The organism is Bradyrhizobium sp. JR3.5, assembly GCF_054057015.1.
This window is the reverse complement of record NZ_JBSRYV010000002.1, coordinates 3,065,571-3,091,667: the sequence shown is the minus strand read 5'-3', so window position 1 is coordinate 3,091,667 and position 26,097 is coordinate 3,065,571. Positions and strand designations below refer to the sequence as shown.

The 26,097-nt window shown below is 64.9% G+C and carries 17 protein-coding genes and 4 pseudogenes; 5 read left to right on the top strand and 16 right to left on the bottom strand.

The genetic code is table 11. From position 1 onward, the window contains the following. Positions 1-26 precede the first annotated feature (26 nt). The 3 genes and pseudogenes from ACVWW1_RS31755 to ACVWW1_RS31745 all read right to left on the bottom strand — a co-directional run bounded on the left by ACVWW1_RS31755 (position 27) and on the right by ACVWW1_RS31745 (position 3,117). Positions 27-907: pseudogene (locus ACVWW1_RS31755) on the bottom strand (F0F1 ATP synthase subunit gamma). 119 nt (positions 908-1,026) lie between these two features. Then, on the bottom strand, positions 1,027-2,556 hold the full coding sequence (gene atpA / locus ACVWW1_RS31750; RefSeq protein WP_092121635.1) for a F0F1 ATP synthase subunit alpha: 1,530 nt from the start codon (positions 2,554-2,556) through the stop codon (positions 1,027-1,029). Next, positions 2,556-3,117, bottom strand: a pseudogene (locus tag ACVWW1_RS31745) (F0F1 ATP synthase subunit delta). The gene atpA and the pseudogene ACVWW1_RS31745 overlap by 1 nt, the downstream one beginning before the upstream one ends. A gap of 629 nt (positions 3,118-3,746) precedes the next feature. Here ACVWW1_RS31745 and ACVWW1_RS31740 point away from each other — a divergent pair. Continuing rightward, positions 3,747-4,238, top strand: a complete 492-nt coding sequence (locus tag ACVWW1_RS31740; RefSeq protein WP_176534343.1) for a septal ring lytic transglycosylase RlpA family protein — start codon at positions 3,747-3,749, stop codon at positions 4,236-4,238. A gap of 102 nt (positions 4,239-4,340) precedes the next feature. On the opposite strand, the pseudogene ACVWW1_RS31735 reads toward ACVWW1_RS31740, so the two are convergent. Further along, positions 4,341-6,552, bottom strand: a pseudogene (locus ACVWW1_RS31735) (primosomal protein N'). 161 nt (positions 6,553-6,713) lie between these two features. On the opposite strand from ACVWW1_RS31735, the gene ACVWW1_RS31730 reads away from it, so the two are divergent. Both ACVWW1_RS31730 and ACVWW1_RS31725 read left to right on the top strand, forming a co-directional pair. Further along, positions 6,714-7,664 carry a tyrosine recombinase XerC gene (locus ACVWW1_RS31730; protein ID WP_420831856.1) on the top strand — a complete coding sequence of 317 codons (951 nt, stop codon included), beginning with the start codon at positions 6,714-6,716 and terminating at the stop codon, positions 7,662-7,664. Between the two features lie 159 nt (positions 7,665-7,823). Beyond that, positions 7,824-8,414 carry a DUF4337 domain-containing protein gene (locus tag ACVWW1_RS31725; protein ID WP_176534346.1) on the top strand — a complete coding sequence of 197 codons (591 nt, stop codon included), beginning with the start codon at positions 7,824-7,826 and terminating at the stop codon, positions 8,412-8,414. Positions 8,415-8,558: 144 nt separating this feature from the next. On the opposite strand, the gene ACVWW1_RS31720 is transcribed toward ACVWW1_RS31725, so the two are convergent. The 12 genes and pseudogenes from ACVWW1_RS31720 to ACVWW1_RS31665 form a co-directional block, all read right to left on the bottom strand. After that, positions 8,559-9,098, bottom strand: a complete 540-nt coding sequence (locus ACVWW1_RS31720) for a hypothetical protein (RefSeq protein ID WP_456658583.1) — start codon at positions 9,096-9,098, stop codon at positions 8,559-8,561. A gap of 38 nt (positions 9,099-9,136) precedes the next feature. Continuing rightward, positions 9,137-10,537 carry a dihydrolipoyl dehydrogenase gene (gene lpdA / locus ACVWW1_RS31715; RefSeq protein ID WP_456658582.1) on the bottom strand — a complete coding sequence of 467 codons (1,401 nt, stop codon included), beginning with the start codon at positions 10,535-10,537 and terminating at the stop codon, positions 9,137-9,139. Positions 10,538-10,621: 84 nt separating this feature from the next. After that, entirely contained in the window at positions 10,622-11,371 is a 750-nt protein-coding gene (locus tag ACVWW1_RS31710) for an SDR family oxidoreductase (RefSeq protein ID WP_456658581.1), read from the bottom strand. A gap of 72 nt (positions 11,372-11,443) precedes the next feature. Continuing rightward, positions 11,444-12,693: pseudogene (gene odhB, locus ACVWW1_RS31705) on the bottom strand (2-oxoglutarate dehydrogenase complex dihydrolipoyllysine-residue succinyltransferase). Between the two features lie 173 nt (positions 12,694-12,866). Then, complete coding sequence (locus ACVWW1_RS31700; RefSeq protein WP_456658580.1) at positions 12,867-15,827, bottom strand: 2-oxoglutarate dehydrogenase E1 component; 2,961 nt, start codon at positions 15,825-15,827, stop codon at positions 12,867-12,869. A 258-nt stretch (positions 15,828-16,085) separates the two neighbouring features. After that, positions 16,086-16,967 (bottom strand): succinate--CoA ligase subunit alpha, encoded by an 882-nt coding sequence (gene sucD, locus ACVWW1_RS31695; RefSeq protein WP_092121610.1) that lies wholly within the window; start codon positions 16,965-16,967, stop codon positions 16,086-16,088. Positions 16,968-17,004: 37 nt separating this feature from the next. Next, positions 17,005-17,481, bottom strand: coding sequence for a DUF1579 family protein (locus tag ACVWW1_RS31690; protein WP_456658579.1), 477 nt, complete (start codon positions 17,479-17,481; stop codon positions 17,005-17,007). A gap of 2 nt (positions 17,482-17,483) precedes the next feature. After that, complete coding sequence (sucC, locus tag ACVWW1_RS31685; protein WP_456658578.1) at positions 17,484-18,680, bottom strand: ADP-forming succinate--CoA ligase subunit beta; 1,197 nt, start codon at positions 18,678-18,680, stop codon at positions 17,484-17,486. Positions 18,681-18,839: 159 nt separating this feature from the next. Continuing rightward, positions 18,840-19,808 carry a malate dehydrogenase gene (gene mdh / locus ACVWW1_RS31680; protein WP_092121604.1) on the bottom strand — a complete coding sequence of 323 codons (969 nt, stop codon included), beginning with the start codon at positions 19,806-19,808 and terminating at the stop codon, positions 18,840-18,842. Positions 19,809-20,029: 221 nt separating this feature from the next. Beyond that, positions 20,030-21,217, bottom strand: coding sequence for a cell division protein ZapE (zapE, locus tag ACVWW1_RS31675; protein ID WP_456658577.1), 1,188 nt, complete (start codon positions 21,215-21,217; stop codon positions 20,030-20,032). A 143-nt stretch (positions 21,218-21,360) separates the two neighbouring features. Further along, complete coding sequence (thpR, locus tag ACVWW1_RS31670) at positions 21,361-21,897, bottom strand: RNA 2',3'-cyclic phosphodiesterase (RefSeq protein WP_207833988.1); 537 nt, start codon at positions 21,895-21,897, stop codon at positions 21,361-21,363. 166 nt (positions 21,898-22,063) lie between these two features. Next, complete coding sequence (locus tag ACVWW1_RS31665; RefSeq protein WP_456660720.1) at positions 22,064-22,711, bottom strand: arylesterase; 648 nt, start codon at positions 22,709-22,711, stop codon at positions 22,064-22,066. A gap of 55 nt (positions 22,712-22,766) precedes the next feature. Here ACVWW1_RS31665 and ACVWW1_RS31660 point away from each other — a divergent pair, with 55 nt between their 5' ends. Together ACVWW1_RS31660 and ACVWW1_RS31655 are read left to right on the top strand one after the other, a co-directional pair. Beyond that, the gene (locus ACVWW1_RS31660) at positions 22,767-23,486 is read left to right on the top strand and encodes an ABC transporter ATP-binding protein (RefSeq protein ID WP_176534356.1); all 720 of its coding nucleotides are present in this window, start codon (positions 22,767-22,769) and stop codon (positions 23,484-23,486) included. Further along, positions 23,483-26,053: an ABC transporter permease gene (locus ACVWW1_RS31655; protein WP_456658576.1), complete on the top strand. Its 2,571-nt coding sequence runs from the start codon at positions 23,483-23,485 to the stop codon at positions 26,051-26,053. Before ACVWW1_RS31660 ends, ACVWW1_RS31655 begins: the two co-directional genes overlap by 4 nt. Positions 26,054-26,097: the final 44 nt, after the last annotated feature.

Here is a 26,097-nt window from a genome sequence, read left to right as displayed (position 1 = left end):
GGACTATTCTCCTTCGAAAATCTGCCTTAGACCGCCTCAGCGCCGGAGATGATCTCGATCAGCTCCTTCGTGATCTGGGCCTGACGGGTTCGGTTGTAAATCAGGGTTTGCTTACGGATCATCTCGCCGGCGTTGCGCGTCGCGCTGTCCATCGCGCTCATCTGCGCGCCGTAGAACGAGGCGTTGTTCTCCAGCAGCGCGCGGAAGACCTGCACCGCAAGGTTGCGCGGCAGCAGGCTGCCGAGAATCTGGTCCTCTTCCGGCTCGTATTCGTACGAGGTCGCGGGAGCCACGCTGGCCGAGGGTGCAACCACCTCGAGCGGGATGATCTGCTGCGCGGTCGGGATCTGCGCGATCACCGACTGGAAGCGCGAATAGAACAGCGTGCAAACATCGAATTCGCCGGCCTCGAATCGCGCCAGCACCTTGTTTGCGATGTCCTCGGCGTTGACGAAGCCGATCTGCCGGACCGAACGCAGGTCGAGGTGCTCGACAATCCGCTTCTCGAACGTCCGCCGCAGCTGCTCGTAGCCCTTGCGGCCGACGCAGAAGAATTTGACTTCCTTGCCTTGCGCGAGCAGCGCGTTCGCCCGCTCGCGCGCCAGACGCACGATGGCGGAGTTGAAAGCGCCGGACAGGCCGCGCTCGCCGGTGCAGACCAGAAGCAGGTGCACCTGGTCGTTGCCGGTGCCCGCCAGCAGCGCCGGCGCGCCGGGCGAGCCGTTGGCCGCGGCGGCGATGTTGGAAATCACCGCAGATCCATCTTGGTGGCATAGGGCCGCGCCGCCTCGGCGGCGTTCTGCGCGCGGCGCAGCTTCGAGGCTGCGACCATCTGCATGGCCTTGGTGATCTTCTGCGTCGCCTTGGTCGAGGCGATGCGGACCCGCATGTCTTTCAGTGACGCCATTCTTCGTCCACCCCGGCAATCCGACCGCAACGGTCAGATCGCAAGCCTCTCTGTTCCTATCGCCCGGCCAACGGCCAGGCGATGCCCTTGTGCGAAGTTCTTCTTACGCAAACGTCTTCTTACGCAAACGTCTTGGCGAAGCCCTCGACCACCGTCTTGAGCTTGGCGGCGGTGTCGTCGGACAGATCGCGGCTGGTGCGGATCGCGTCGAGGATCTCGACGTTCTTGCCGCGCAGCAGCGAGAGCAGGCCGTCCTCGAACGCCTTCACCTTGTTGAGCGGCAGCGGATCGAGGTAGCCGTTGGTGCCGGCCCAGATCACGCAGACCTGCTCTTCCATCTTCAGCGGCGAGAACTGCGGCTGCTTCAGGAGTTCGGTCAGGCGCGAGCCGCGGTTGAGCAGGCGCTGGGTCGAGGCGTCGAGGTCCGAGCCGAACTGCGCGAACGCCGCCATTTCGCGGTACTGCGCGAGCTCGCCCTTGATCTTGCCGGCGACCTTCTTGGTTGCCTTGGTCTGCGCCGACGAACCGACGCGCGACACCGACAGACCGACGTTCACCGCGGGACGGATACCCTGGAAGAACAGGTCGGTTTCCAGGAAGATCTGGCCGTCGGTGATCGAGATCACGTTGGTCGGAATGTAGGCCGACACGTCGTTGGCCTGGGTTTCGATGACCGGCAGCGCCGTCAGCGAGCCCAAGCCATGCTCCTTGTTGAGCTTGGCGGCGCGCTCGAGCAGGCGGGAATGCAGGTAGAACACGTCGCCCGGATAGGCCTCGCGGCCCGGCGGGCGGCGCAGCAGCAGCGACATCTGGCGATAGGCGACGGCCTGCTTGGACAAGTCGTCATAGATGATCACGGCGTGCATGCCGTTGTCGCGGAAGTACTCGCCCATGGTGCAGGCGGTGAACGGCGCGATGTACTGCATCGGCGCCGGATCGGACGCGGTGGCCGCGACGATGATCGAGTATTCCAGCGCGCCCTGCTCTTCGAGCACCTTGACGAACTGCGCGACGGTGGAGCGCTTCTGGCCGATCGCGACGTAGACGCAATACAGCTTGAGGTTCTCGTCCGGCTGGGCGTTCAGCGGCTTCTGGTTCAGGATGGTATCGAGCGCGATCGCGGTCTTGCCGGTCTGACGGTCACCGATGATCAGCTCGCGCTGGCCGCGACCGATCGGAATCAGCGCATCGATCGCCTTCAGGCCGGTGGCCATCGGCTCGTTCACCGACTTGCGCGGAATGATGCCGGGCGCCTTGACGTCGACGCGCTTGCGTTCGGTGGCCTGGATCGGGCCCTTGCCGTCGATCGGGTTGCCGAGCGCGTCGACGACGCGGCCGAGCAGGCCCTTGCCGATCGGGGCGTCCACGATCGCGCGGGTGCGCTTGACGGTCTGGCCTTCCTTGATCTCGCGGTCGGCGCCGAAAATCACGATACCGACGTTATCGGTTTCAAGGTTGAGCGCCATGCCGCGCGTGCCGTTCTCGAACTCGACCATTTCACCGGCCTGGACGTTGTCGAGACCGTAGACGCGAGCGATACCGTCACCGACCGACAGCACCTGGCCAACTTCGGTGACTTCGGCTTCCTGGCCGAAATTCTTGATCTGGTCCTTGAGGATCGCAGAAATTTCTGCGGCGCGGATGTCCATCAGCCTGCCTCTTTCATCGCGTTCTTGATCGAATTGAGTTTGGTGCGAAGCGAACTATCCACCATGCGGCTGCCGAGCTTGACCACCAGGCCACCAATAATGGAGGGATCGACCTTCACGTTGAGCGCGACGTCCTTGCCCGTCACTGATTTCAGTGCGGCCTTCAGCCCGTCGAGATTCTTGTCACTGAGCTGCTCGGCGGACGGTGACTTCCGCAGTCGCCTCGCCCTTGAACTTCGCCACCAGCGCGCGATAGGCGCGGATCACATCGGCCACGGCAAACAGCCGGCGATTGGCGGTGAGCACCTTGAGGAATTTCGCCGACGTGCCGGCGATACCGGCCTTGTCGAGCACCGCGGTCAGCGCCTTCAGCTGGGCGTCCGCGGCAAATACCGGGCTGCGGACGAGGCGCTTGAGATCGGCGCTCTCGTTGAGCATGCCTTCGAACTTGTCGAGATCGGCCCTGACTTGATCGACGGATTGCTCGTCGCGCGCCAACTCGAACAGGGCCGTTGCGTAACGACCGGACACTCCCGAAACGGACGGATCTTCAGCAGCCACGAGCTCGCTCTTTTTTGCTGTCAAATTCGCAAGGGAAAAACCGTCGCCACCAAAGCAGCGCCTAGCGATCCAAGCCCTTGGAATTCAAGCGGGACTTCGATTTTCGACCGGCACAGGACATGCCGGGATCGTTAAAATCGCGGCTTTGCTAACATAGCAATCGCGCAGGTGCAACATGACGGCATCGTGCGAGCCGCCTTGTCGCATGCGGTTTTTGGCGACCGCAGCCGGCGCTCGAATCAGAAAAATTCGGCGCGCGGAAATTCAGCGCGCGGCCCCCGATTCGCACCACGCGGATTTGTTCCATCGAAATTTGCATGGGCCCATGGCCGAGTGCGCAGGGAACCCAAAACGGGCCGCCGTTTCATTTGGCGATTACTTACCGAAAACTTACCGCCGGCCTACTAATCAGTATTCATAAGTATATTATTGGTTAAATATTCGTTAAAGGCCAAGGTTACGGAACCTCGATTGAATACCCCAAAGCGGTAACAAGATATTTCAGCCCGAGATAATAGGGAATTACTGCCCAATTCGTGCCTCATTGCGAAACCAAACGGCTTTGGTCAACGAAGGGACGGGGGTTCCACTTGCCGCGTTAGTGGCAATACTGTCTGAGGGTCTTATCAATGCTGAATATCAAGAAGGCGGCGGGCAATATAACCCGCTCGCGTACGGCGCTCGCGTTTGTCGCCGCAACTATCCTGGTCGGGGGCAGCGTGACGGAGGCGTCCGCGAAGTCCAGGCACCACCATCATCGCCACCACCATCATCACCAGGCCCGCGCTGAAGGTTCGTCCTGGCGCGACGCCAATGCATCGATCCAGCCCTCCGGCGGCCACACGTTCTCGGGGATGGCCTCGTTCTACGGCAATGAGTCGGGCAGCCGCACCGCTTCCGGCCAGCGCTTCAACCAGAACGCCATGACTGCCGCCCACCGCTCGCTGCCGTTCGGCACCAGGCTCCGTGTCACCCACGGCGGCCGCAGCGTCGTCGTCACCGTCAACGATCGTGGCCCGTTCATCCGCGGCCGCGTGCTCGACCTCTCAACCGGCGCAGCCCGCGCCATCGGCCTGACCGGTGCCGGCGTCGGCCGCGTCACCGCCGAGGTCGTCTCGTAAGCGCTTCAGTAAGCGTTGCGTTGCGTAACGGCCGCGAGGCCTGCTTCGCGCCAAAAGGCCTGCCGTCGCGAATGACGGCAGGCTTTTTCTTTACAGGCATCCCTACAAGAAACTCTGCGGATCGACGTCGACCTCGAGCTTCAGATTGCCCTTGGTCTTCGGACCGGCCTCGAGCCATTCGCGCAGATATTGCGACAGGTCGACATTGCGCAGCGACTTCACCAGCAGGCGGAAGCGGTAGCGGCCCTTGATGACGGCAAGCGGGGCCTCGGCGGGGCCGAGCACCTGGATCCGCTCGTCGAGCGGCGCCATCGCGGCGAGCTTGCGGGCAAATCCTTCTGCTGTCGGTCGGTCGCCGGCGGAGACGATCAGGCTCGCCAGCCGGCCGAACGGCGGATAGCCGGTGCGCTCGCGGATATCGATCTCGCTGGCGTAGAACGCCTCGCGATCGTTCGCGATCAAGGCCTTGATGACCGGATGTTCCGGCTGGTGGGTCTGCAGATAGCCGACGCCACGGCCCCTGCTCGCGGCCGGCACGGCCGACCACCTGGTTCAGCAACTGGAACGTCCGCTCGGCGGCGCGCGGATCGCCATTGCTCAAGCCGAGATCGGCATCGATGACCCCGACCAGATTGAGCCGCGGGAAGTTGTGCCCCTTGGCCACCAGCTGGGTGCCGATGATGATGTCGACGCGGCCCTCGGCGATCTCGTTGAGCTCGCTGCGCATGGTCTCGATCGAGGTGATGAGATCGCTCGAAAGCACCATGGTGCGGGCCTCGGGAAAAATGTGAGCGGCCTCCTCCTGCAGGCGCTCGACGCCGGGACCGACGGCGGCCAGCGATTCCTCGGCCGCACAATGCGGGCAGATGTTCGGACGCGACATCGAGAAGCCGCAGTGATGGCAGACCAGCCGCTGCCGGAAGCGATGATCGACCAGCCATGCGTCGCAGATCGTGCAGGCGAAGCGGTGGCCGCAGGCACGGCAGAGCGTCAGCGGCGCATAGCCACGACGGTTGAGGAACAGCAGCGCCTGCTCGCGGCGCTCGATCGCATGGCGAATTTGCTCGGCCAGAACCGGCGAGATGAAGCGCCCGCGCGGCGGCGGCGCGCGGCGCATGTCGATCGCCTCGATGTGCGGCATGTGCTGGCCGCCGAACCGCGACGGCAGCGCGACGCGCTGGTAGCGCCCCTTGCGCGCATTGACCTCGCTCTCGACCGAGGGCGTCGCCGACGCCAGCACGATCGGAATCTTGGCGATATGCGCCCGGACCACCGCCATGTCGCGCGCATGATAATGCGCGCCCTCGTCCTGCTTGTAGGCCTGGTCGTGTTCCTCATCGACGATGATCAGGCCGAGATCGGCATAGGGCAGGAACAGCGCGGAGCGGGCGCCGACCACGACCGGCGCCTTGCCCTCGGAGATCGCCGCCCAGTTTCGCGCCCGCGTGCGCGGCGTGAGCTCCGAATGCCATTCCAGCGGCCGCACGCCGAAGCGCTGCGCGAAACGGTCGAGGAATTGGCCGGTCAGCGCGATTTCCGGCATCAGGATCAGGGTCTGCTTGCCGCGGCGGATATTCTCCGCGATCGCCTCGAAATAGACCTCGGTCTTGCCGGAGCCGGTGACGCCGTCGAGCAGTGCGACGTGAAAGCTGCCGCTCGCGGCCAGCGTCCGCATCACGTCGACCGCGCTGCGCTGCTCGCGCGAGAAATCCGGCTGCGCATAAGAGGGATCGGGAATGGGTGGCGGTGCAGGCGGCGGCATCGCCTCGACCGTCAGCGTGCCCTCGTCGACCAGGCCGTCGACCACGCCCGAGCTGACGCCGGCCTCCCGCGCCGCCTCTGACTTGCCGTGCAGCAAGCCATCCGACAGCACCTCGATCAGCCGCCGACGCGCCGGTGTCAGGCGCCGTGGCGGCTCACCCACGAGCCGCACCCCGAGCCGCGTCCGCTCCGGTCCAAGGTTCTCGCCCATCCGCAGCGTCATCCGCAGCACCATGCCGCGCGCCGACAAAGTGTAAGTGGAGACCCAGTCGACGAGCTGGCGCAGCTCGGCCCTGAGCGGCGGAACATCAAGCTTCTCGCTGACGTCCTTGAGCCGGTTGTGCAGCCGCGGATCCGGCTTGGCATTCTCGGCCCACACCACCGCCACGACCTCGCGCGGCCCCAGCGGCACGCAGATCACATCGCCGGGCGCAAGCTCCATGCCGCGCGGCACGCGGTAGGAATAGGTCTGGTTCAGCGCGACAGGCACCAGCACGTCGACGACGCGGGTCGTCGATGCGGGAGCTGGGCTGGGGCGTGTGGTGTGGTCCATTGAATCAGAGCTTTGAGCCGGGCTAGCACCGCTGCGCGGTCTTAGCGAACCGTAAACGAAGGCAGTGCGATATAATCAGGAGATTAGCAGCGCCAATAGCCCTTAAGGACGTGCCCGCTCAAGAGATGCCCGCTCAAGACATGGCCCGGACCGATCAGCCCATGCAACCGCTCGAGCTCGACTGCGCCGACGTGTCGGTCACGCAGGAGATGACGCGCTGGCTGTCGCATCTGCGCGCCGAGCGGCGGCTGTCGCCGAAGACGCTCGAGGCCTACGCCCGCGATGTGCGTCAATGCCTGGCCTTCCTGGCCGGGCACTGGGGCGCGCGCGTGACGCTTGCGGCATTTTCCGCGCTCGAGGCCAGCGACGTCCGCGCCTTCATGGCGATGCGCCGTGCCGAGGAGATCGGCGGCCGATCGCTGATGCGGGCGCTGGCGGGCCTGCGCTCGTTCGGACGCTTCCTGGAACGCGAAGGCAAGGGCAAGGTCGGTGCGCTCTCGGCGATCCGCGCCCCCAAGGTGGCGAAGAGCCTGCCGAAGCCGATCCATATGGAAGCGGCGAAACGCTTCGCCGATGCCGACGAGCGCGCCGGCGAAACCCGCGAGACCTGGATCCTGGTGCGTGACGCCGCCGTGATGGCGCTGCTCTATGGCTCCGGTCTGCGCATCTCCGAGGCGCTGGGGCTGAAGCGCCGCGACGTGCCGAAGCCGGGCGAAGGCGACGTGCTGGTCGTCACCGGCAAGGGCAACAAGACCCGCATGGTGCCGGTGCTGCACAACGTGCTGCAATTGATCGCTGACTATGCGGCGATCTGTCCGCATCAGCTCAGCCCGACCGGGCCGATGTTCGTGGGTGCGCGCGGTGGACCCTTAAGCCCGCGCATCATCCAGCTTACCATGGAGCGGCTGCGCGGCGCGCTCGGCCTGCCCGACAGCGCAACGCCGCATGCGCTGCGGCACTCCTTCGCCACCCATCTGCTCAGCCGCGGCGGCGACCTGCGCGCGATCCAGGAATTGCTCGGCCACGCATCGCTGTCGACCACGCAGATCTACACCGGCATCGACAGCGAGCGCCTGCTGGAAGTCTATCGCTCCGCGCACCCGCGCGGCTGAGCGCCCGGACCTGAGTTCAAAATACGACGCCGGGCCGGCACCGATGCGCCGTTTCATCTTGCGCCGTTCATATTCATACGGCTGCCACAAATCGCTCGGCACTTGCCTTGTGCGCCGCATTCAGCAATCGTGGCGCGGTCTCATCCGGATGGGGGAATCATGAGCGCGCATGAAAGTATGGAGCAAGCGGAGCATGCCGAGCATGCGTCGGGCGAAAACAAGAAGATCGCCCTCCTGATCGCCGTGATCGCGCTCTGCCTGGCGCTGTCGGAAACGCTCGGCAAGGGAGCCCAGACCGAATCGATCAGCAAGAACGTCGAAGCCTCCAACCTCTGGGCCTTCTTCCAGGCCAAGAGCATCCGCCGCACCGCGGTGCAGACCGCGGCCGAACAGGGCAAGCTGAATCTCGCCACCACCGCCGACGAGGCGGCCAAGGCCGCGCTGCAGAAGCAGATCGACGACTGGCAGAAGACCGCGGCACGCTACCGCTCGGAGCCGGAGACCGGCGAGGGGTCAGAGCAACTCTCCGAACGCGCCAAGCACGCCGAGCATGAGCGCGACGAGGCCACCGCGAAATATCATCACTTCGAGCTTGCCTCTGCCGCCTTCCAGATCGCCATCGTTCTGGCGTCCGCGACCATCATCACCGGCATCGCCGCGTTGGCCTGGGTGTCCGGCCTGGTGACGCTCGCCGGCGTCGTGATGACCTTGTTCGGCCTGTTCCAGCCGCATCTGCTGCCCTTGCATTGAAGCGGCGGGGCTCCGCCTTCCCTCCGTCATCCTGAGGAGTGCGCATTGCGCGCGTCTCGAAGGATGAACGGCCCGGCTGGTGGCCGTCGATCCTTCGAGGCTCGCTCCGCTCGCGCCTCAGGATGACGGGGAAAGGGTCGTTGCCTAGAGCACCTTGCTGGTCTGGTGAACGCTTTTGCGGAAGCGCGCGATCAGGCGAAGCGTGCGCGCGGTCCAGCCGTCACCATCGCCACTGACCATCTCGAGGATGCGCCGCTTGACCGGCTCGACCAGCTCGGTGGCCTTGGCGCGCAGCGCCATCACGAAATTATAGAGCGCCTCGAACCAGGGCATCTCCAGCAGTTTCGATCGCGTCACGTCGAACAGGAAAGCGGTGACGCCGACGCCGACGATCTTGGCGAACAGGATCAGCGAGACCGCGCTGAACCAGTATTGGTTCGCCAGGAGCCAGAGTCCGACCAGCTTGAGCGGAAACAGCGGGATCAGCGGCACGACGAAGACGATCAGCGTCATCGCCGGCGACAGCGAATCGACCCGGTCGGCAAGCCATTGCTTGAGCGCGCGCAGCGGGATCCACGCCACCACCCGGGCCACGATCGGCTCGACGTGATCCCATAGCCAGGCCTCGATCAGGAAGATGATCGCAAGCAGGACCCAGAACGGCTGAAGCAGGCGGCGCAACATCACTATGATCTCTACCCGGCTCGCGCCGGGATGTTCGATCACATATGGATGGCGCGCTTGCCCACCGCAAGCGCGGCTTCCTTGATCGCTTCGGAACGGGTCGGATGTGCGTGGCAGGTGCGCGCCAGATCCTCGGCCGAGCCGCCGAATTCCATCAGGACGCAGGCTTCGTGGATCATTTCGCCGGCTTCCCGGCCGACAATGTGCACGCCGAGCACCCGATCGGTCTTCGCATCTGCGAGAACCTTCACGAACCCGTCGGTGGTCTGGTTGACCTTGGAGCGGCCGTTCGCGGTGAACGGGAATTTGCCGACGGTATAAGCGACGCCGGCTTGCTTGAGGTCTTCCTCGGTCTTGCCGACCGACGACACTTCCGGCGTGGTATACACAACACCTGGAATGACGTCGTAGTTCACATGGCCGGCCTGGCCCGCGATGATCTCCGCGCAGGCAACACCCTCGTCTTCCGCCTTGTGCGCCAGCATCGGCCCGGCCACGACATCGCCGATCGCGTAGATGCCCTTCACATTGGTCGAGAAGTGCGTGTCGATTTCGACGCGGCCGCGATTGTCGAGCGCAACGCCGGCTTCCTTCAGCCCGAGGCCCTCGGTGTAGGGCACGCGGCCGATGCACACCAGCACCACGTCGGCTTCGATGGTTTCCGCAGCACCGCCCGCGGCCGGCTCGACCTTGACCTGGAGCGTCTTGCCCGAGGTGTCGACCGCGGTGACCTTGGCGCCGAGCCTGAAGGCAAAGCCCTGCTTTTCCAGGATGCGCTGGAATTGCTTCGCCACCTCGCCATCCATGCCGGGCAGGATGCGGTCGAGGAATTCCACCACGGTGACCTTGGCACCGAGACGATGCCAGACCGAGCCGAGCTCGAGCCCGATCACGCCGGCGCCGACGATCAGCAGGCTTGACGGCACCTTCTCCAGAGATAGCGCGCCGGTCGACGACACGATGCGCTTCTCGTCGATGTCGATGCCCTTCAACCGCGCGATGTCGGAACCGGTGGCGATCACGATGTTCTTGGTCTCGACGGTCTCAGACTTGCCGCCGCCGGAGACCTCGACCTTGCCGGCACTGATGATCTTGCCGGTACCCTTGAGGACGTCGATCTTGTTCTTCTTCATCAGGAACTCGACGCCCTTGACGTTGCCGTCGATGCCCTGCTGCTTGAAGTCCATCATCGCGGGCAGATCGAGCTTCGGCGCGGGGACGCTGACGCCCATCTTGGCGAAGGAGTGCGCGGCTTCCTCGAACATCTCGGAGGCGTGCAGCAGCGCCTTCGACGGCATGCAGCCGACATTGAGACAGGTGCCGCCCAGCGTCGCGTTCTTCTCGACGACGGCAACCTTCATGCCGAGCTGCGCCGCGCGGATCGCGCAGACGTAACCGCCGGGGCCAGTGCCGATGACGACGAGATCGTAAGAAGCCATGATTGAGGTCCTGTAGCTAAACTCTGTGACAGTTGGGCGGGCGCGGTCCGATCGGAAGGCCGCTTCCCGCTGCTTGATCGTGTTCTAGCGACCGCCCGACACGTCGAGGATCGCGCTGGTGACGTAGGAGGCTTCGTCCGAGATCAGCCAGACGATGGCGTTGGCGATCTCGTCCGCGGTGCCGACACGCTTCATCGGCACCATATGGGCAAGCCGATGCGCGCGATCGGGCTCGCCGCCCGCGGCGTGGATGTCGGTGTCGATCAGGCCCGGCCGGATGCCGGCGACGCGGATGCCTTCACCCGCGACTTCGTAGCCGAGGCCGACCGTGAAGGAATCGATCGCGCCCTTGGAGGCGGCATAGTCGACATAGGTGTTGGGCGCGCCGAGCCTTGCCGCGACCGAGGAGAGGTTGACGATGACGCCGCCCTGGCCGCCGTGCCTGGTCGACATGCGCTTCACCGCCTCGCGCGCGCACAGGATGCTGCCGGTGACGTTGACTGCCATCATCTGCTGGATGCGCTCGGCCGACATCTCGTCCACACGCACGCCGCTCTTGCCGACGATGCCGGCATTGTTGACCAGCGCGCCGAGCGTGCCGAACCCGTCGGCCGCCTTGAACAGCGCCAGGATATCCTGCTCGCTGCCGACGTCGCACTTCACCGCGATCGCCTTGCCGTTGCTGGCCTCGATCGCGGCGACGACTTCGATGGCCGCAGCCTGGTTTGTAGCGTAGCCGACCACGACGCGATAGCCGCGCGCGGCAGCTGCAAGTGCGGTAGCGCGGCCGATGCCGCGGCTGCCGCCGGTGATGACAACGACCTTGTCCGTCACATTGATCCCCAAACGTGAGCACCCAACAAATCGCGGCGCCCGAACCGATCGGGCGCCGCGCGCGATATGACCTTAGAGGTCCAGCACCAGGCGGGCCGGATCTTCCAGGCTTTCCTTGACGCGCACCAGGAAGGTGACCGCTTCCTTGCCGTCGATGACGCGGTGATCGTAGGACAGCGCCAGATACATCATCGGCCGCACCTCGATCTTGCCGCCGACCACCATCGGCCGCTCCTGGATCTTGTGCATGCCGAGGATGCCGGACTGCGGCGCGTTCAGGATCGGCGTCGACATCAGCGAGCCGTAGATGCCGCCATTGGTGATGGTGAAGGTGCCGCCCTGCATCTCGTCGATCTTGAGCTGACCGTCGCGGGCGCGACGGCCGTAATCGGCGATCGACTTCTCGATCTCGGCGATCGACTTGTGGTCGCAGTCGCGCACCACCGGCACCACCAGACCGCGGTCGGTGCCGACCGCAACGCCGATGTGGTAGTAGTTCTTGTAGATCAGGTCAGAGCCGTCGATCTCGGCGTTGACGGCCGGAATGTCCTTCAGCCCCTGCACCACCGCCTTCGTGAAGAAGCCCATGAAGCCGAGCTTCGAGCCGTGCTTCTTCTCGAACGTATCCTTGTAGAGCGCACGCAGCTTCATCACCTCGGTCATGTCGACCTCGTTGAAGGTCGTCAGCATCGCGGCGGTGTTCTGCACGTCCTTGAGGCGGCGTGCGATGGTCTGGCGCAGCCGGGTCATCTTCACGCGCTCCTCGCGCGCGGCATCGTCCGCCGGCGACGGCGCACGGACCTGCACGGCGGCGGCCGGCTGGTTGACCGGGGTCGGCGCCGAGGCGGCCTTCTCGATCGCGGCCAGCATGTCGCCCTTGGTCACGAGCGGCCATCCTTGCCCGAGCCCGGAACGGTGGAGGCGTCGACGCCGCTTTCGACGGACAGCCTGCGCACCGAGGGTGCCAGCGGCGCATCCACCGGTGGCGCCTTCTGCGCAGCGGCAGGAGCTGATGTGGGAGCAGCGGCCGGCGCAGGCGCGGCGGCCTTGGCGGGGACTGCGGCAGCCGCGGACTTGGCCGGGGCAGCGCCGTCATTGATCTGGCCGAGCAGCGCGCCGACGGCGACGGTCTCGCCATCCTTGGCGATGATCTCGCCGAGCGTGCCGGCGACCGGCGCGGGCACCTCGATGGTGACCTTGTCGGTCTCCAGCTCCACCAACGGCTCGTCCACCGCGACGGCCTCGCCGGCCTTCTTGAACCAGCGGCCGATCGTGGCCTCGGTTACGGATTCGCCGAGCGTTGGAACGCGAATTTCAGTCATGATCTTTTCCTCGATAACCTTGCGGTCGAAAAATTGGTCCAGCCACCGTCCGCCAAAGCGGACGACCCGGTACTCCGTGACGACAGCGGTGAGGCTGGATGACCCGGGATACCGGATGCCCCGCTCCAGTGCGCAATTGCGCACAAGGCGGGGCATGGCTTCAGTGAAGGTCGTTAGTTCAGAGCGTCGTCGAGCAGCGCCTTGAGCTGCGCGAGATGTTTCGACATCAAACCGGTGGCGGTCGCCGCCGATGCCGGACGGCCGGCATAGCGCGGACGCTTGTTGGCTGCGTTGGTCTGATTGAGCACCCATTCCAGATAGGGCTCGATGAAGTGCCAGGAGCCCATGTTGCGGGGCTCTTCCTGGCACCAGACCACCTCGGCGCCCTTGAAGCGGCCGAGCTCCTGCACCAGCGCCTTCAGCGGCACCGGATACAGCTGCTCGATGCGCATCAGATAGATGTCGTCAACGCCGCGCTTCTCGCGCTCCTCGTACAGGTCGTAGTAGACCTTGCCGGAGCACAGCACGACGCGACGGATCTTGTCGTCCGGCACCAGCTTGATCTTCTCGTCCGGCAGCATCTGCGCGTCATCGTACAGGATGCGATGGAACGTGGCGTTCTTGCCGAGCTCGTCGAGCCGCGACACGGCGCGCTTGTGACGCAGCAGCGACTTCGGCGTCATCAGGATCAGCGGCTTGCGGATTTCGCGATGCAGCTGGCGCCGCAGCACGTGGAAGTAGTTTGCCGGCGTGGTCGGATTGACCACCTGCATGTTGTCCTCGGCGCACATCTGCAAATAACGCTCGAGGCGTGCGGAGGAGTGCTCCGGTCCCTGCCCCTCATAGCCATGCGGCAGCAGGCAGACGAGGCCCGACATGCGCAGCCATTTGCGTTCGCCCGAGGAGATGAACTGGTCGAACACCACCTGCGCACCATTGGCGAAGTCGCCGAACTGGGCTTCCCAGAGCGCCAGCGCATTCGGCTCGGCCAGCGAGTAGCCGTACTCGAAGCCGAGCACCGCCTCTTCCGACAGCAGCGAGTTGATGACCTCGTAATGGCCGGTATCTTCGCCACCGAGATGGTTGAACGGCGTGTAGCGGCTTTCGTCCTCCTGGTCGATCAGGACCGAATGGCGCTGCGAGAAGGTGCCGCGCTCGGAATCCTGGCCGGACAGGCGCACATGATGGCCCTCCTGCAGCAGCGTGCAGAACGCCAGCGCCTCGCCGGTCGCCCAGTCGATGCCGACACCGGTGTCGATCGCCTTGGCGCGATTGTCGAGGAAGCGCTGAATGGTGCGGTGGGCGCGGAAGCCGTCCGGCACCTTGGTGATCTTGCGGCCGATCTCCTTGAGCACGGCGACATCGACACCGGTGACGCCGCGGCGGGCGTCTTCTTCCTGATCGGCCGACTTGAAGCCGGCCCATTTGCCGTCGAGCCAGTCGGCCTTGTTCGGCTTGTAGCCCGAGCCGGCTTCGAGCTCGGCATCGAGCCGCGCGCGCCAGTCGGCCTTGGCCTTCTCGACCTCGCGCTCGGTCAACACGCCGTCGGCGACCAGCCGCTTGGCGTAGATCTCCAGCGTCGACGGGTGAGAGGCGATCTTCTTGTACATCACCGGCTGGGTGAACGCCGGCTCGTCGCCCTCGTTGTGGCCGTGGCGCCGGTAGCAGAACATGTCGATGACGACCGGCTTGTGGAATTTCTGCCGGAACTCGATCGCGACCTTGGCCGCGAACACCACGGCCTCCGGATCGTCGCCATTGACGTGGAAGATCGGCGCGTCGATCATCTTCGCGACGTCGGACGGATAGGGCGACGAGCGCGAGTAGCGCGGATAGGTGGTGAAGCCGATCTGGTTATTGACGATGAAGTGCAGCGAGCCGCCGGTGCGGTAACCCTTCAGGTCGGACAGGCTGAAGCATTCCGCCACCACGCCTTGGCCCGCGAACGCCGCGTCGCCGTGCATCAGGAGCGGCAGGACCGAGATGCGCATGTCCGGCGGATCGCCGTGCTGATCCTGCTTGGCGCGCACCTTGCCCATCACGACCGGATCGACGATCTCGAGATGCGACGGATTTGCGGTCAGCGACAGATGGATGTTGTTGCCGTCGAACTCGCGGTCCGATGACGCGCCGAGATGATACTTGACGTCGCCGGAGCCTTCGACCGAGTCCGGGTTGGCCGAACCACCCTTGAATTCATGGAACAGCGCGCGGTGCGGCTTGCCCATCACCTGGGTCAGCACGTTGAGGCGGCCGCGATGTGGCATGCCGACCACGATCTCCTTCACGCCGAGATTGCCGCCGCGCTTGATGATCTGTTCGAGCGCCGGGATCAGCGATTCGCCGCCGTCGAGGCCGAAGCGCTTGGTGCCGGTGAACTTGGTGTCGCAGAACTTCTCGAAGCCGTCGGCCTCGATCAGCTTGTTGAGGATCGCGCGGCGTCCCTCGGGCGTGAAGCTGATCTCCTTGTCCGGACCTTCGATGCGCTCCTGGATCCACGCCTTCTGCGCGGCATTGGAGATGTGCATGAACTCGACGCCGAGTGTCTGGCAGTAGGTGCGCTCGCAGATCTGGACGATCTCGCGCAGCGTGCCGTATTCGAGGCCGAGCACGTGGTCGAGGAAGATCTTGCGGTCGAAATCGGCCTCGGTGAAGCCGTAGGAGCGCGGATCGAGCTCCTCGCGGTCGCGCGGCGCCTCGATGCCGAGCGGATCGAGCTTGGCGTGGAAATGGCCGCGCATGCGATAGGCGCGGATCAGCATCAGGGCGCGAACCGAATCGCGGGTGGCCTGATGCACGTCGGCGTCGGACAGCTCGGCGCCCTTGGCCTGGGCCTTGGCGGCGAGCTTGGTGCCGACCGCCTTCTCGACCTGGGCCCAGTTGCCGTCGAGCGCCGAAGTCAGCTCGTCACGCGGCGTCACCGGCCAGTTGGCGCGGCCCCACGAGGCACCCTCGGCGTTCTTCTGGACGTCGGCCGGAGCGTCCTTCAGGCTCTTGAAGAAATCCTGCCATTCTGCGTCGACCGACGATGGGTCCTGCTCGTAGCGGGCATAGAGATCGTCGATGTAGGTGGCGTTGGTGCCTTGCAGGAATGATGAGAGAGCAAAAGCAGCATTCGCGTCTTGGCGAGACATGGGGCAGTCCTGGTGATTTTTTTCGGTTCGCGCGTAGGAGACGGCGCTGGTGCCGGTCTGGAAGTGCGCCGGCTGGATCGATACCCTTTACCCTATCTAGGACAGATATTCCTGCCTAAAAGAACCAAGAAATGAACTTATTTTCATATTTTATTGATCGGCATTCTGGCGGCAAAACGCAATAAAAAGGGCGGGTTCTCCAATGAGAACCCGCCCAAAACCACGCCAAAGCTCGAGGGGAACTTGGCCTGACGGAGGTTACTTGAGCATCTCCGCGAGCGTGTGCCCGAGCCGCGCCGGGGACGGCGACACCTTGATGCCGGCGGCTTCCATCGCAGCGGTCTTGGAACCGGCATCGCCCTTGCCGCCGGAGATGATCGCGCCGGCATGACCCATGCGGCGGCCGGGAGGTGCGGTGACACCGGCGATGAAGCCGACCATCGGCTTCTTGCGGCCGCGCTTGGCCTCGTCCTTGAGGAACTGCGCGGCGTCTTCCTCGGCGGAGCCGCCGATTTCGCCGATCATGACGATCGACTTGGTCTTCTCGTCGGCCAGGAACATCTCCAGCACGTCGATGAACTCGGTGCCCTTGACCGGATCGCCGCCGATGCCGACCGCGGTGGTCTGGCCGAGGCCCTCCTGGGTGGTCTGGAACACCGCTTCATAAGTCAGGGTGCCGGAGCGGGAGACGATGCCGACCGAGCCGGGCTTGAAGATGTTGGCCGGCATGATGCCGATCTTGCATTCGCCGGCGGTCATCACGCCGGGGCAGTTCGGCCCGATCAGCCGCGACTTCGAACCCGACAGCGAGCGCTTGACGCGCACCATGTCGAGCACCGGAATGCCCTCGGTGATGCAGACGATCAGCGGGATCTCCGCATCGATCGCCTCGCAGATCGCGTCCGCCGCACCCGGCGGCGGGACATAGACCACGCTGGCGTCGGCGCCGGTCTTGGCGCGCGCGTCCGCAACGGTGTCGAACACCGGCAGGTTGAGATGGGTCGAGCCGCCTTTGCCCGGCGCCACGCCGCCGACCATCTTGGTGCCGTAAGCGATCGCCGCTTCCGAATGGAACGTGCCGTTCTTGCCGGTGAAGCCCTGGCAGATGACCTTGGTGTTCTTGTCGATCAGAATGGACATGGTTCGAGATGCTTTCGCGAGACGGTCGGTGAAGGGTTTAGTGGATACGCCGGTACACGCCGGTGAGCACGTCGGCCCACCCTTCCGCGTCAGGCGAGAATTGGATCTTCATGTTGTAGGTGTTGTCGTCGACGACCTCGTAGACGTGACGGGCATTGCCGCGCAGCGAGCCGCGCACCAGGATCAGCGACTTGCCCGCCCAGCCGCCGGACGCCGGCGACGGCGGGTAGTAGCCGAGTGAATCGTGCCAGAACAATCGGTAGGCCCGATCCTCGCGGTCGTAGGTGAAGACGCCGTGGGTGGCGAAGCTCTCCTTGCCGTCACGGGTCTGCACGCAGTCCTGGATCAGGTAGAACCCGTTGAGCGCGATGCGCGCAACGACGTGCGAGGTGGCCCGACCGCCTGCGGTCCAGCGCGACGGATAGACCATCTCGTCGCCGCTCCACTCGCCCGCGAAAACCGCGAGCTTGCGGTGTTCGTCCAGCGGGGTCGGAGCGTCGAGATGATCGGCCATCGTTAGCCTCCCTTGACGGCTTTCACGATCTTCTGTGCGGCGTCATCGAGATTGTCGGCGGGCACCACGTTGAGGCCACTGTCGCGGATGATCTTCTTGCCCTGCTCGACATTGGTGCCTTCGAGGCGCACCACGAGCGGCACCTTGAGGCCGACCTGCTTCACCGCGGCGACCACGCCCTCGGCAATCACGTCGCACTTCATGATGCCGCCGAAGATGTTGACCAGGATGCCCCTCACGTTCGGATCGGCGGTGATGATCTTGAAGGCAGCCGCAACCTTCTCCGCGCTGGCGCCGCCGCCGACGTCGAGGAAGTTCGCCGGCTCCATGCCGTAGAGCTTGATGATGTCCATCGTCGCCATGGCGAGGCCGGCGCCGTTGACCATGCACCCGATCGTGCCGTCGAGCGCGACATAGTTGAGGTCATATTTCGACGCCTCGATCTCCTTGGCGTCCTCCTCGGACTCGTCGCGCAGCGCGACCACGTCGGGGTGACGGTAGAGCGCGTTGCTGTCGAACGATACCTTGGCGTCGAGCACGCGAAGCTGGCCCTGCTTGGTGACGACGAGCGGATTGATCTCGAGCATCGCCATGTCCTTGGCGGCGAACGCTGCATAGAGCTGACCGGTCAGCTTCTCGGCCTGCTTGGCGAGATCGCCCTTCAGCTTCAGCGCCTCGGCAACCGTGCGGCCGTGGTGAGGCATGATGCCGGTGGCGGGATCGACCGAGAACGAGACGATCTTTTCCGGCGTCGAATGCGCGACGTCCTCGATGTTGACGCCGCCCTCGGTCGACACCACGAAAGAAATCTCGGAGGTCTCGCGATTGACCAGGATCGAGAGATAGAACTCCTTGTCGATGTCGGAGCCTTCCTCGATGTAGAGGCGGTTGACCTGCTTGCCGTGCGGGCCGGTCTGCACCGTGACCAGCGTCGCACCGAGCATCTGCTTGGCGAATTCGTCGACCTCGGCAACCGACTTGGCGATGCGGACACCGCCCTTGGCGCCGGCGGATGCCTCCTTGAACTTGCCCTTGCCGCGGCCGCCGGCATGGATCTGGCTCTTCACCACCCAGATCGGGCCGGGAAGCTGCTTGGCCGCCGCATCGGCATCTTCCGGCTTCAGCACCGGCACGCCGCGCGAGATCGGCACGCCGAATTCATGCAGTAGAGCCTTGGCCTGGTATTCGTGGATATTCATGGAAAGACGCTCCAAACCCTCGTGCGGCGAACTTCAAGTCAGCCTTGACGCTGGCATACCATATACCAAAGCTCGCGCAACTACAAAATCCGCCGGAATTTCATCACCTTGTACCCGACAGGCGATTGAAATCGCCTATCGGGCCATTGCCGATCGAGATTACTTGCCGAGCAGATCAGGCGCGATCTTCTTGCAGGCGTCGACCAGGCCCTGCACCGCGCCGACCGACTTGTCGAAGGCCTCACGGTCCTTGCCGGCGAGTTCGATCTCGACGATGCGCTCGACGCCCTTGGAGCCGATCACGGTCGGCACGCCGACATACATGTCCTTCACGCCGTACTCGCCGTTGAGATAGGCGGCGCAAGGCAGCACGCGCTTCTTGTCCCTCAGATAGCTCTCGGCCATCTGGATCGCGGACGCCGCCGGCGCGTAGAAGGCCGAGCCGGTCTTGAGCAGGTTGACGATCTCGGCGCCGCCATTGCGGGTGCGGTCGACGATCTCGTCGATACGGGCCTGCGAGGTCCAGCCCATCTTGACCAGGTCGGGCAGCGGAATGCCGGCAACGGTCGAGTAGCGGGTCAGCGGCACCATGGTGTCGCCGTGGCCACCGAGCACGAAGGCAGTGACGTCTTCGACCGAGACGTTGAACTCGTCGGCCAGGAAATAGCGGAAGCGCGCGGAGTCGAGCACGCCGGCCATGCCGACCACCTTCTTGTGCGGCAGGCCCGAGGCCTTCTGCAGCGCCCAGACCATCGCATCCAGCGGGTTGGTGATGCAGATGACGAAGGCGTCGGGCGCGTACTTCTTGATGCCGGCGCCGACCTGCTCCATGACCTTGAGGTTGATCGACAGCAGATCGTCGCGGCTCATGCCGGGCTTGCGCGGCACGCCCGCGGTGACGATGCAGACCTTGGCGCCGTCGAGCGCTTCATAGGAGTTGGCGCCGACCAGGTTGGAGTCGAAGCCGTCAACCGGCGACGACTGCGCGATGTCGAGCGCTTTGCCCTGCGGCACACCCTCGGCGATATCGAACAGCACGACGTCTCCGAGTTCCTTGAGGCCAACGAGGTGCGCCAGCGTTCCGCCGATCTGTCCGGAGCCAATCAGTGCAATCTTGTCGCGTGCCATGGGAAATCAGTCCTTTGAACTGGTGCAGGAGGGAGGGAAGTCGGTTGCAAGGGTGGTTATCCCTTTCGAATGATCCATTCAAGTCGCGGCCTGCCCGATTGGAGGCCTTGCCTGGAATTCGATCAGGCATGCCAGCAACATCCGCCGGGAGACACGAAAAGTTGCTCCGAACCGGACCGCGCGCAAGACCGAATTTCGAGGCTGAATTTCAAGACTGAGTTTCAGGTCTCGACCAGGCCGGTCGACGAGCCGCTGGCCGCGGAGTCCTTGCGGCCGTGCGGGAGCGCCAGATAGGATTCCGAGCTCATCTCGATCAGGCGCGAGGACGTGCGCTTGAACTCCATCGCCTCGATGCCGTCGGTCGCAAGGTACAGCGACACCGGATCGGCATCGGCCGAGGCCATCAGCTTCACGGCATTGTCATAGAGCGTGTCGATCAGCGAGATGAAGCGCTTGGCGGCGTTGCGCTCGGCGTAATCCATCACCGGAATATGGTCGATCAGGATCGTGTGGTAGTCGTGCGCGAGCCTGAGGTAATCGGACGCGGCAAGCGGCTTCTCGCAGAGATCGGCGAAGCTGAAGCGCGCGACGCCATGCGACGAGCACGGCACAGTCAGCAAACGCTTTTTGATCTCGATAAGGCGCGCCTTGCACGGCGCGTTGCCGGTCATCTTGCGCCACGCCGCATTGAGCACATCGCGAGCCGCGTCATCCGCGGGCACGAGCCACATCTTCACGCCGACGAGCTTCTCGAGCCGGAAGTCGGTGCGTGCATCGAGCCGCAGCACATCCATGTGGTCGGAAATCTGCGCGATGAACGGCAGGAACAGCGCGCGATTGAGACCGCCCTTGTAGAGATCGTCAGGCGCGACGTTCGAGGTCGCGACCACGACGGTGCCGAGATCGAACAGCTTTGCGAACAGCCGCCCGAGGATCATCGCATCCGCGATGTCGGTGACGTGGAATTCGTCGAAGCAGAGCAGCCAGGCCTCGTCGAAGATCGCCTGCGCGGTGAGCGCGATCACGTCGCCGTCCGCGATCTCGCCGCGCGCGATCTGCTGGCGGTAGCCATAGATGCGCTCATGCGCCTCGGCCATGAATTCGTGGAAATGGGCGCGGCGCTTGTGCTCGACCGGGCTCTGCTGGAAGAACAGGTCCATCAGCATGGTCTTGCCGCGGCCGACCTCGCCATGGACATAGAGGCCGCGCGGCGGCGTGTCGTCCTTGTCGCCGCCGAACAGCCGTCCGAGCAGGCTCTGCTTGCGCTGCGGCTTGTAGCTCGCGAGCCGCTCCTCCAGCGCGCCGAACGCCTCGGCGGCTTGCGCCTGCGCCGGATCGGCCTCGATCGCGCCGGAGGCGACCAGGGACTTGTAGTGCTCGAGAAAGGAACTGGGCGAGGTGGACAGCATGAGCCCACCTTACGGCCCTAGTGCGCGGAAAATTGCAAGCCGGTGAATTGCGCCAATGGGGTATGCAAGCGCAAGCCCTTGCATACCACGGCCGACCGCACCGACCGCTGCCTGACACCTCAAGCCGCGATCCTAAGAAAACCTCACGCGCAGAGCGCGTAGGAATCCTCGACCACGTAGGGGCCGCCGCCTGTCGACGCGCGCGACGAGAACAGCACGAAGCGGTCCGCCATGAAGCTGCGGCTCGGGAAGTAGCCGCGCACCGACAGATAATCCGCGACGTCCTGGCTCGATGCGTCATGCAGGCGCGCGAGCGTGACATGGGGCGTGAATTTCCTGCCCTCGGGATCGAACCCCATCCGCTGCATCATCCGCTCGAGCTCGGCCTGCAGTTCGATCAGCGGCCGACTGGGCTCGACGGCGGCAACCACCGCGCGCGGCTTGCGTCCACCGAAGCTCGACAGGCCCTGCAGCTTGACCTCGAACGGTTTTCGATTTACCCGAAACAGCATCGTCGCGATCTCGTTGGCCCAGAGGCCATCGATGTCGCCGATGAAGCGCAGAGTGACGTGATAATTTTCGGGATCGATCCAGCGTGCGCCGGGAAGGCCGCCACGCAAGCTGGAGAGGGTTTGGCCGATATCGGCCGGAATTTCCAGACCAGTGAACAGACGCGGCATCGCAATAATCCTCGATGCTTGGCGCGGGTTTTGGGAGCCCGCCCCTGTAACAAGCCCGGCGACGAATCACCGATGCCTATTTGTACCCGAGATATGTGACTCTGCGAAGCATGACCCGTTAACAGCTCGTAAACCTACGGGCACAACTCGGCGCGCTGCCTGCATTTCAACTGCGTTGCCCTGATAATGCGCCGAGAAATGCCTCCACCGTGGGCAGCATGTTCTTCACGACGATGTCCACACCTTCCGCCGTCGGATGCATGCCGTCAGCCTGATTGAGCTTGGCATCGGCAGCAACGCCGTCAAGGAAGAACGGATAGAGCGGCACGCCCAGCGACTTCGAGAGATCCGGATAGATCGCGTTGAACTTCGCTGCATACTCACTGCCATAGTTCGGTGGCGCGAGCATGCCGCACAAGAGCACGGCGATCTTGCGCGACTGCAACTTTGTGATGATGTCGGACAGCGCGGCACGCGTGACCGCGGGATCGATGCCGCGCAGCGCATCGTTGGCGCCGAGTTCGACGATCACGGCGTCAGTTCCGTCAGCCACCGACCAGTCGAGCCGCTCGCGCCCCCCTGAGGCGGTGTCGCCGGACACCCCGGCATTGGTCATATTGACCTTTACCCCCTTGGTTTCCAAGGCTTTTTGCAGCCGGACCGGGAATGCCGCCGCGGCCGGAAGGCCGTAACCGGCGCTCAGGGAATCGCCCAGAACCACCATCTTGATCGGTTTCGCCGGGCCATTCTCCGGTCCTGGCGTCTGCGCGCTTGCCGCCGTCATCAAGCCCATAAGCAACACGAGTATGTGCACGAAGATTCTCAACCGGCCCTCGACCGCAGCAGCGGAAGTGCCATATGACCGAACCATGGACAGTCTCATCGAATCCTCTTCACTGACCGACGTCGAGCCGGACACCATTGCCGTCAGGAACGTCAATCTCTCGCTCGGCACCGGCGCGGCACGGGTCCATATCCTCAAGGATATCAGCCTTCGTGTGGCAGCGGGTGAGGCCATCGGCCTGATCGGCCCGTCGGGTTCGGGCAAGTCGACCTTGCTGATGGTGATGGCGGGGCTTGAACGTCCTGACAGCGGAGAAGTGGTCGTCGACGGCACGTCGTTCAATGCCCTCGATGAAGATGCGCTGGCGCGCTTCCGCGGCCGCCAGGTCGGCATCGTCTTCCAGTCGTTCCATCTGATCCCGACCATGACGGCGCTGGAGAACGTCGCCGTGCCGCTCGAGCTCGCCGGTAATCCCGATGCCGCCGCGCGCGCCGCGCAGGAGCTGCAATCGGTCGGACTCGGCGAACGGCTGCACCACTATCCGACGCAGCTGTCCGGCGGCGAGCAGCAGCGCGTCGCGATAGCGCGTGCGCTCGCGCCCGATCCTGCGATCCTGGTCGCCGACGAGCCGACCGGAAATCTCGACGAGACGACGGGAAAGCAGATCATCGACCTGCTCTTCACCAAGCACACCGAGCGCGGCATGACGCTGGTGCTGGTGACGCACGACCTTTCGCTCGCACAGCGCTGCGATCGTGTGGTGCGGCTGCGCTCCGGCCGCATCGACGGACAATCCACCACATGAGCATTGCGTCCGAAGTCGCGGTGCAGGGCCGCGCGTCGTCGCTTGCCTTCCGTTACGCACTGCGCGAATTGCGCGGCGGCCTGCGCGGCTTCTACGTGTTCATCGCCTGCATCGCGCTCGGCGTGATGGCGATTGCCGGCGTCGGCTCGGTCGCCGCGAGCCTCGGCGACGGCCTGTCGCGCGAGGGCCGCACGCTGCTCGGCGGCGACGTCGCATTCTCGCTGATCTCGCGCGAGGCCAAGCCCGACGAGGTCGCGTATCTGCGCACCCGCGGTGAGGTTTCGGTGGCAGCCACGCTGCGCGCGATGGCCCGCAGCGGCGACGGCAAGCTGGCGCTGGTCGAGCTCAAGGCGGTCGACGACAAATATCCGATGCTCGGCGAGCTGACGCTCGAGCCGAACATGCCGGTCGCCGATCTGCTCGCCGAACGCGACGGCGCCTATGGCGCGGCCGCCGATTCAACGCTGTTGGCGCGGCTCGACCTGAAGCTCGGCGACCGCGTCAGCATCGGCAGCGCGACCTACCAGATCCGCAGCGTGGTGGCGGCCGAGCCCGACAAGCTTGCCGGCGGCGTCGGCCTCGGCCCGCGCTTCCTGATCAGCGAAGCCAGCCTGCGCGCCACCGACCTGTTGCAGCCGGGCAGCCTGGTGCGCTGGATCTACCGGGTGAAGCTGCCCGACGGCGCCAACGACGATCGCGCCACCACTGCGTTGATCGACGGCGCACGGGCTGCCGCGCCGGAGGCCGGCTGGGAAGTCCGCAGCCGCAACAACGCCTCGCCGCAGCTCGAACGCACCATCAACCGCTTCACCCAGTTCCTGACCCTCGTCGGCCTCGCCGCGCTGCTGGTCGGCGGCGTCGGCGTCGCCAATGCGGTGAAGAGCCATATCGACCGGCGCCGCGACGTCATCGCCTCGTTCAAGGCGCTCGGCGCCACCGGCCGCGACGTCTTCACGATCTACTGCACGCAGGTGGTGGTGCTGGCCGGGATCGGTTCGGTGATCGGGCTGGTGCTCGGTGCCGCGCTGCCCTTCGTCATCGTCGGCCTGTTCGGCAAGCTGCTGCCGCTGCCGGTGGTGCCGGCCCTGCATCCCGACGAGCTCGCGCTCTCCTTCCTCTACGGCCAGCTTACCGCGCTGGCGTTCGGACTGTGGCCGCTCGGCCGGGTCCACGACGTGCCGGTCGCCGCGTTGTTCCGCGAGACCGTCGCCAGCGAATGGCACCGCCCGCGCTGGAGCTATCTCGCGCTGATGGCGGTGGTGGTCGCGCTCCTGATCGGGGTTGCGATCGGGCTTGCCTATGACAAGCGGGTCGCCGCGGTGTTCGTCGCCTCGTCGATCGCGGTGTTCCTGCTGCTGCGCGGGATCGCCGAGATCCTGATGGCGGTGGCGCGGCGGCTGCCGCGCAGCCGCATGACCATGCTGCGGCTGGCAATCGCCAACATCCACCGGCCGGGCGCGCTGACGCCATCGGTCGTGCTGTCGCTGGGCCTTGGCCTCGCGGTGCTCGTCACCATCACCCAGATCGACGGCAATCTGCGCCGGCAATTCCTGGCCGCATTGCCGGAGCGGGCGCCGTCGTTCTTTTTCATCGACATCCCCTCCACCGAAGCCGACCGCTTTGCCGCCTTCCTGGCGCAGATCGCTGCCGGCTCGACCGTCGAGGACGTGCCGATGCTGCGCGGGCGCATCGTCGCCGCCCGCGGCGTCAAGGCCGACCAGCTCAAGCCGTCAGTCGATTCGGAATGGGTACTGCAAAGCGACCGCGGCCTGACCTACACCGGCGAAGTTCCCAAGGGCTCAAAGATCGTCGAGGGCGAATGGTGGGGACCGGACTACAGCGGACCTCCGCTGGTCTCGATGGAGAAGAAGATCGCCGACGGCCTGTCCTTGAAGATCGGCGACGAGATCGTGGTCAACGTGCTCGGCCGCGACGTGCCGGCCAAGATCGCCAATCTGCGCAACATCGACTGGCAGGGCCTCGGCATCAACTTCGTGTTGGTGTTCTCGCCGAATGCCTTCAAGGGCGCCCCGCATAGCCACGTCGCGACCCTGACGGAACCCCATGCCGACACCACCGATGATGCGCGCATTATCAAGCAGGTCGCCGACGCGTTCCCGATGGTGACCAGCGTCCGCGTCCGCGAGGCGCTGGAGACGGTCGGCACCGTCGTCAGCAACCTGGTGCTGGCGATCCGCGGCGCCAGCGCCGTGACGCTGATCTCGGCGATCCTGGTGCTGGGCGGCGCGCTCGCCGCCGGGCACCGCCACCGCGTCTATGACGCCGTGATCCTCAAGACGCTCGGCGCCACGCGGGTGCGATTGCTCGGCGCCTACGCGCTGGAGTATCTGATGATCGGCTTTGCAACCGCAATATTCGGGGTGATCGCCGGTTCGGTCGCGGCCTGGCTGATCGTGACGCGGCTGATGACGCTGAGTTTCATCTGGCAGGCCGGCAGCGCCGCGCTGGTCGTGGTCGCCGCGCTGGTCGTCACGGTCGGATTGGGGCTGGCCGGAACGCTGCTCGCGCTGAACCAGAAGCCGGCCTCGGTGTTGCGGAATTTGTGACAATTTGTAGCGGCGGCAGCGCCGTTTTGCCTATAAATGCTAGG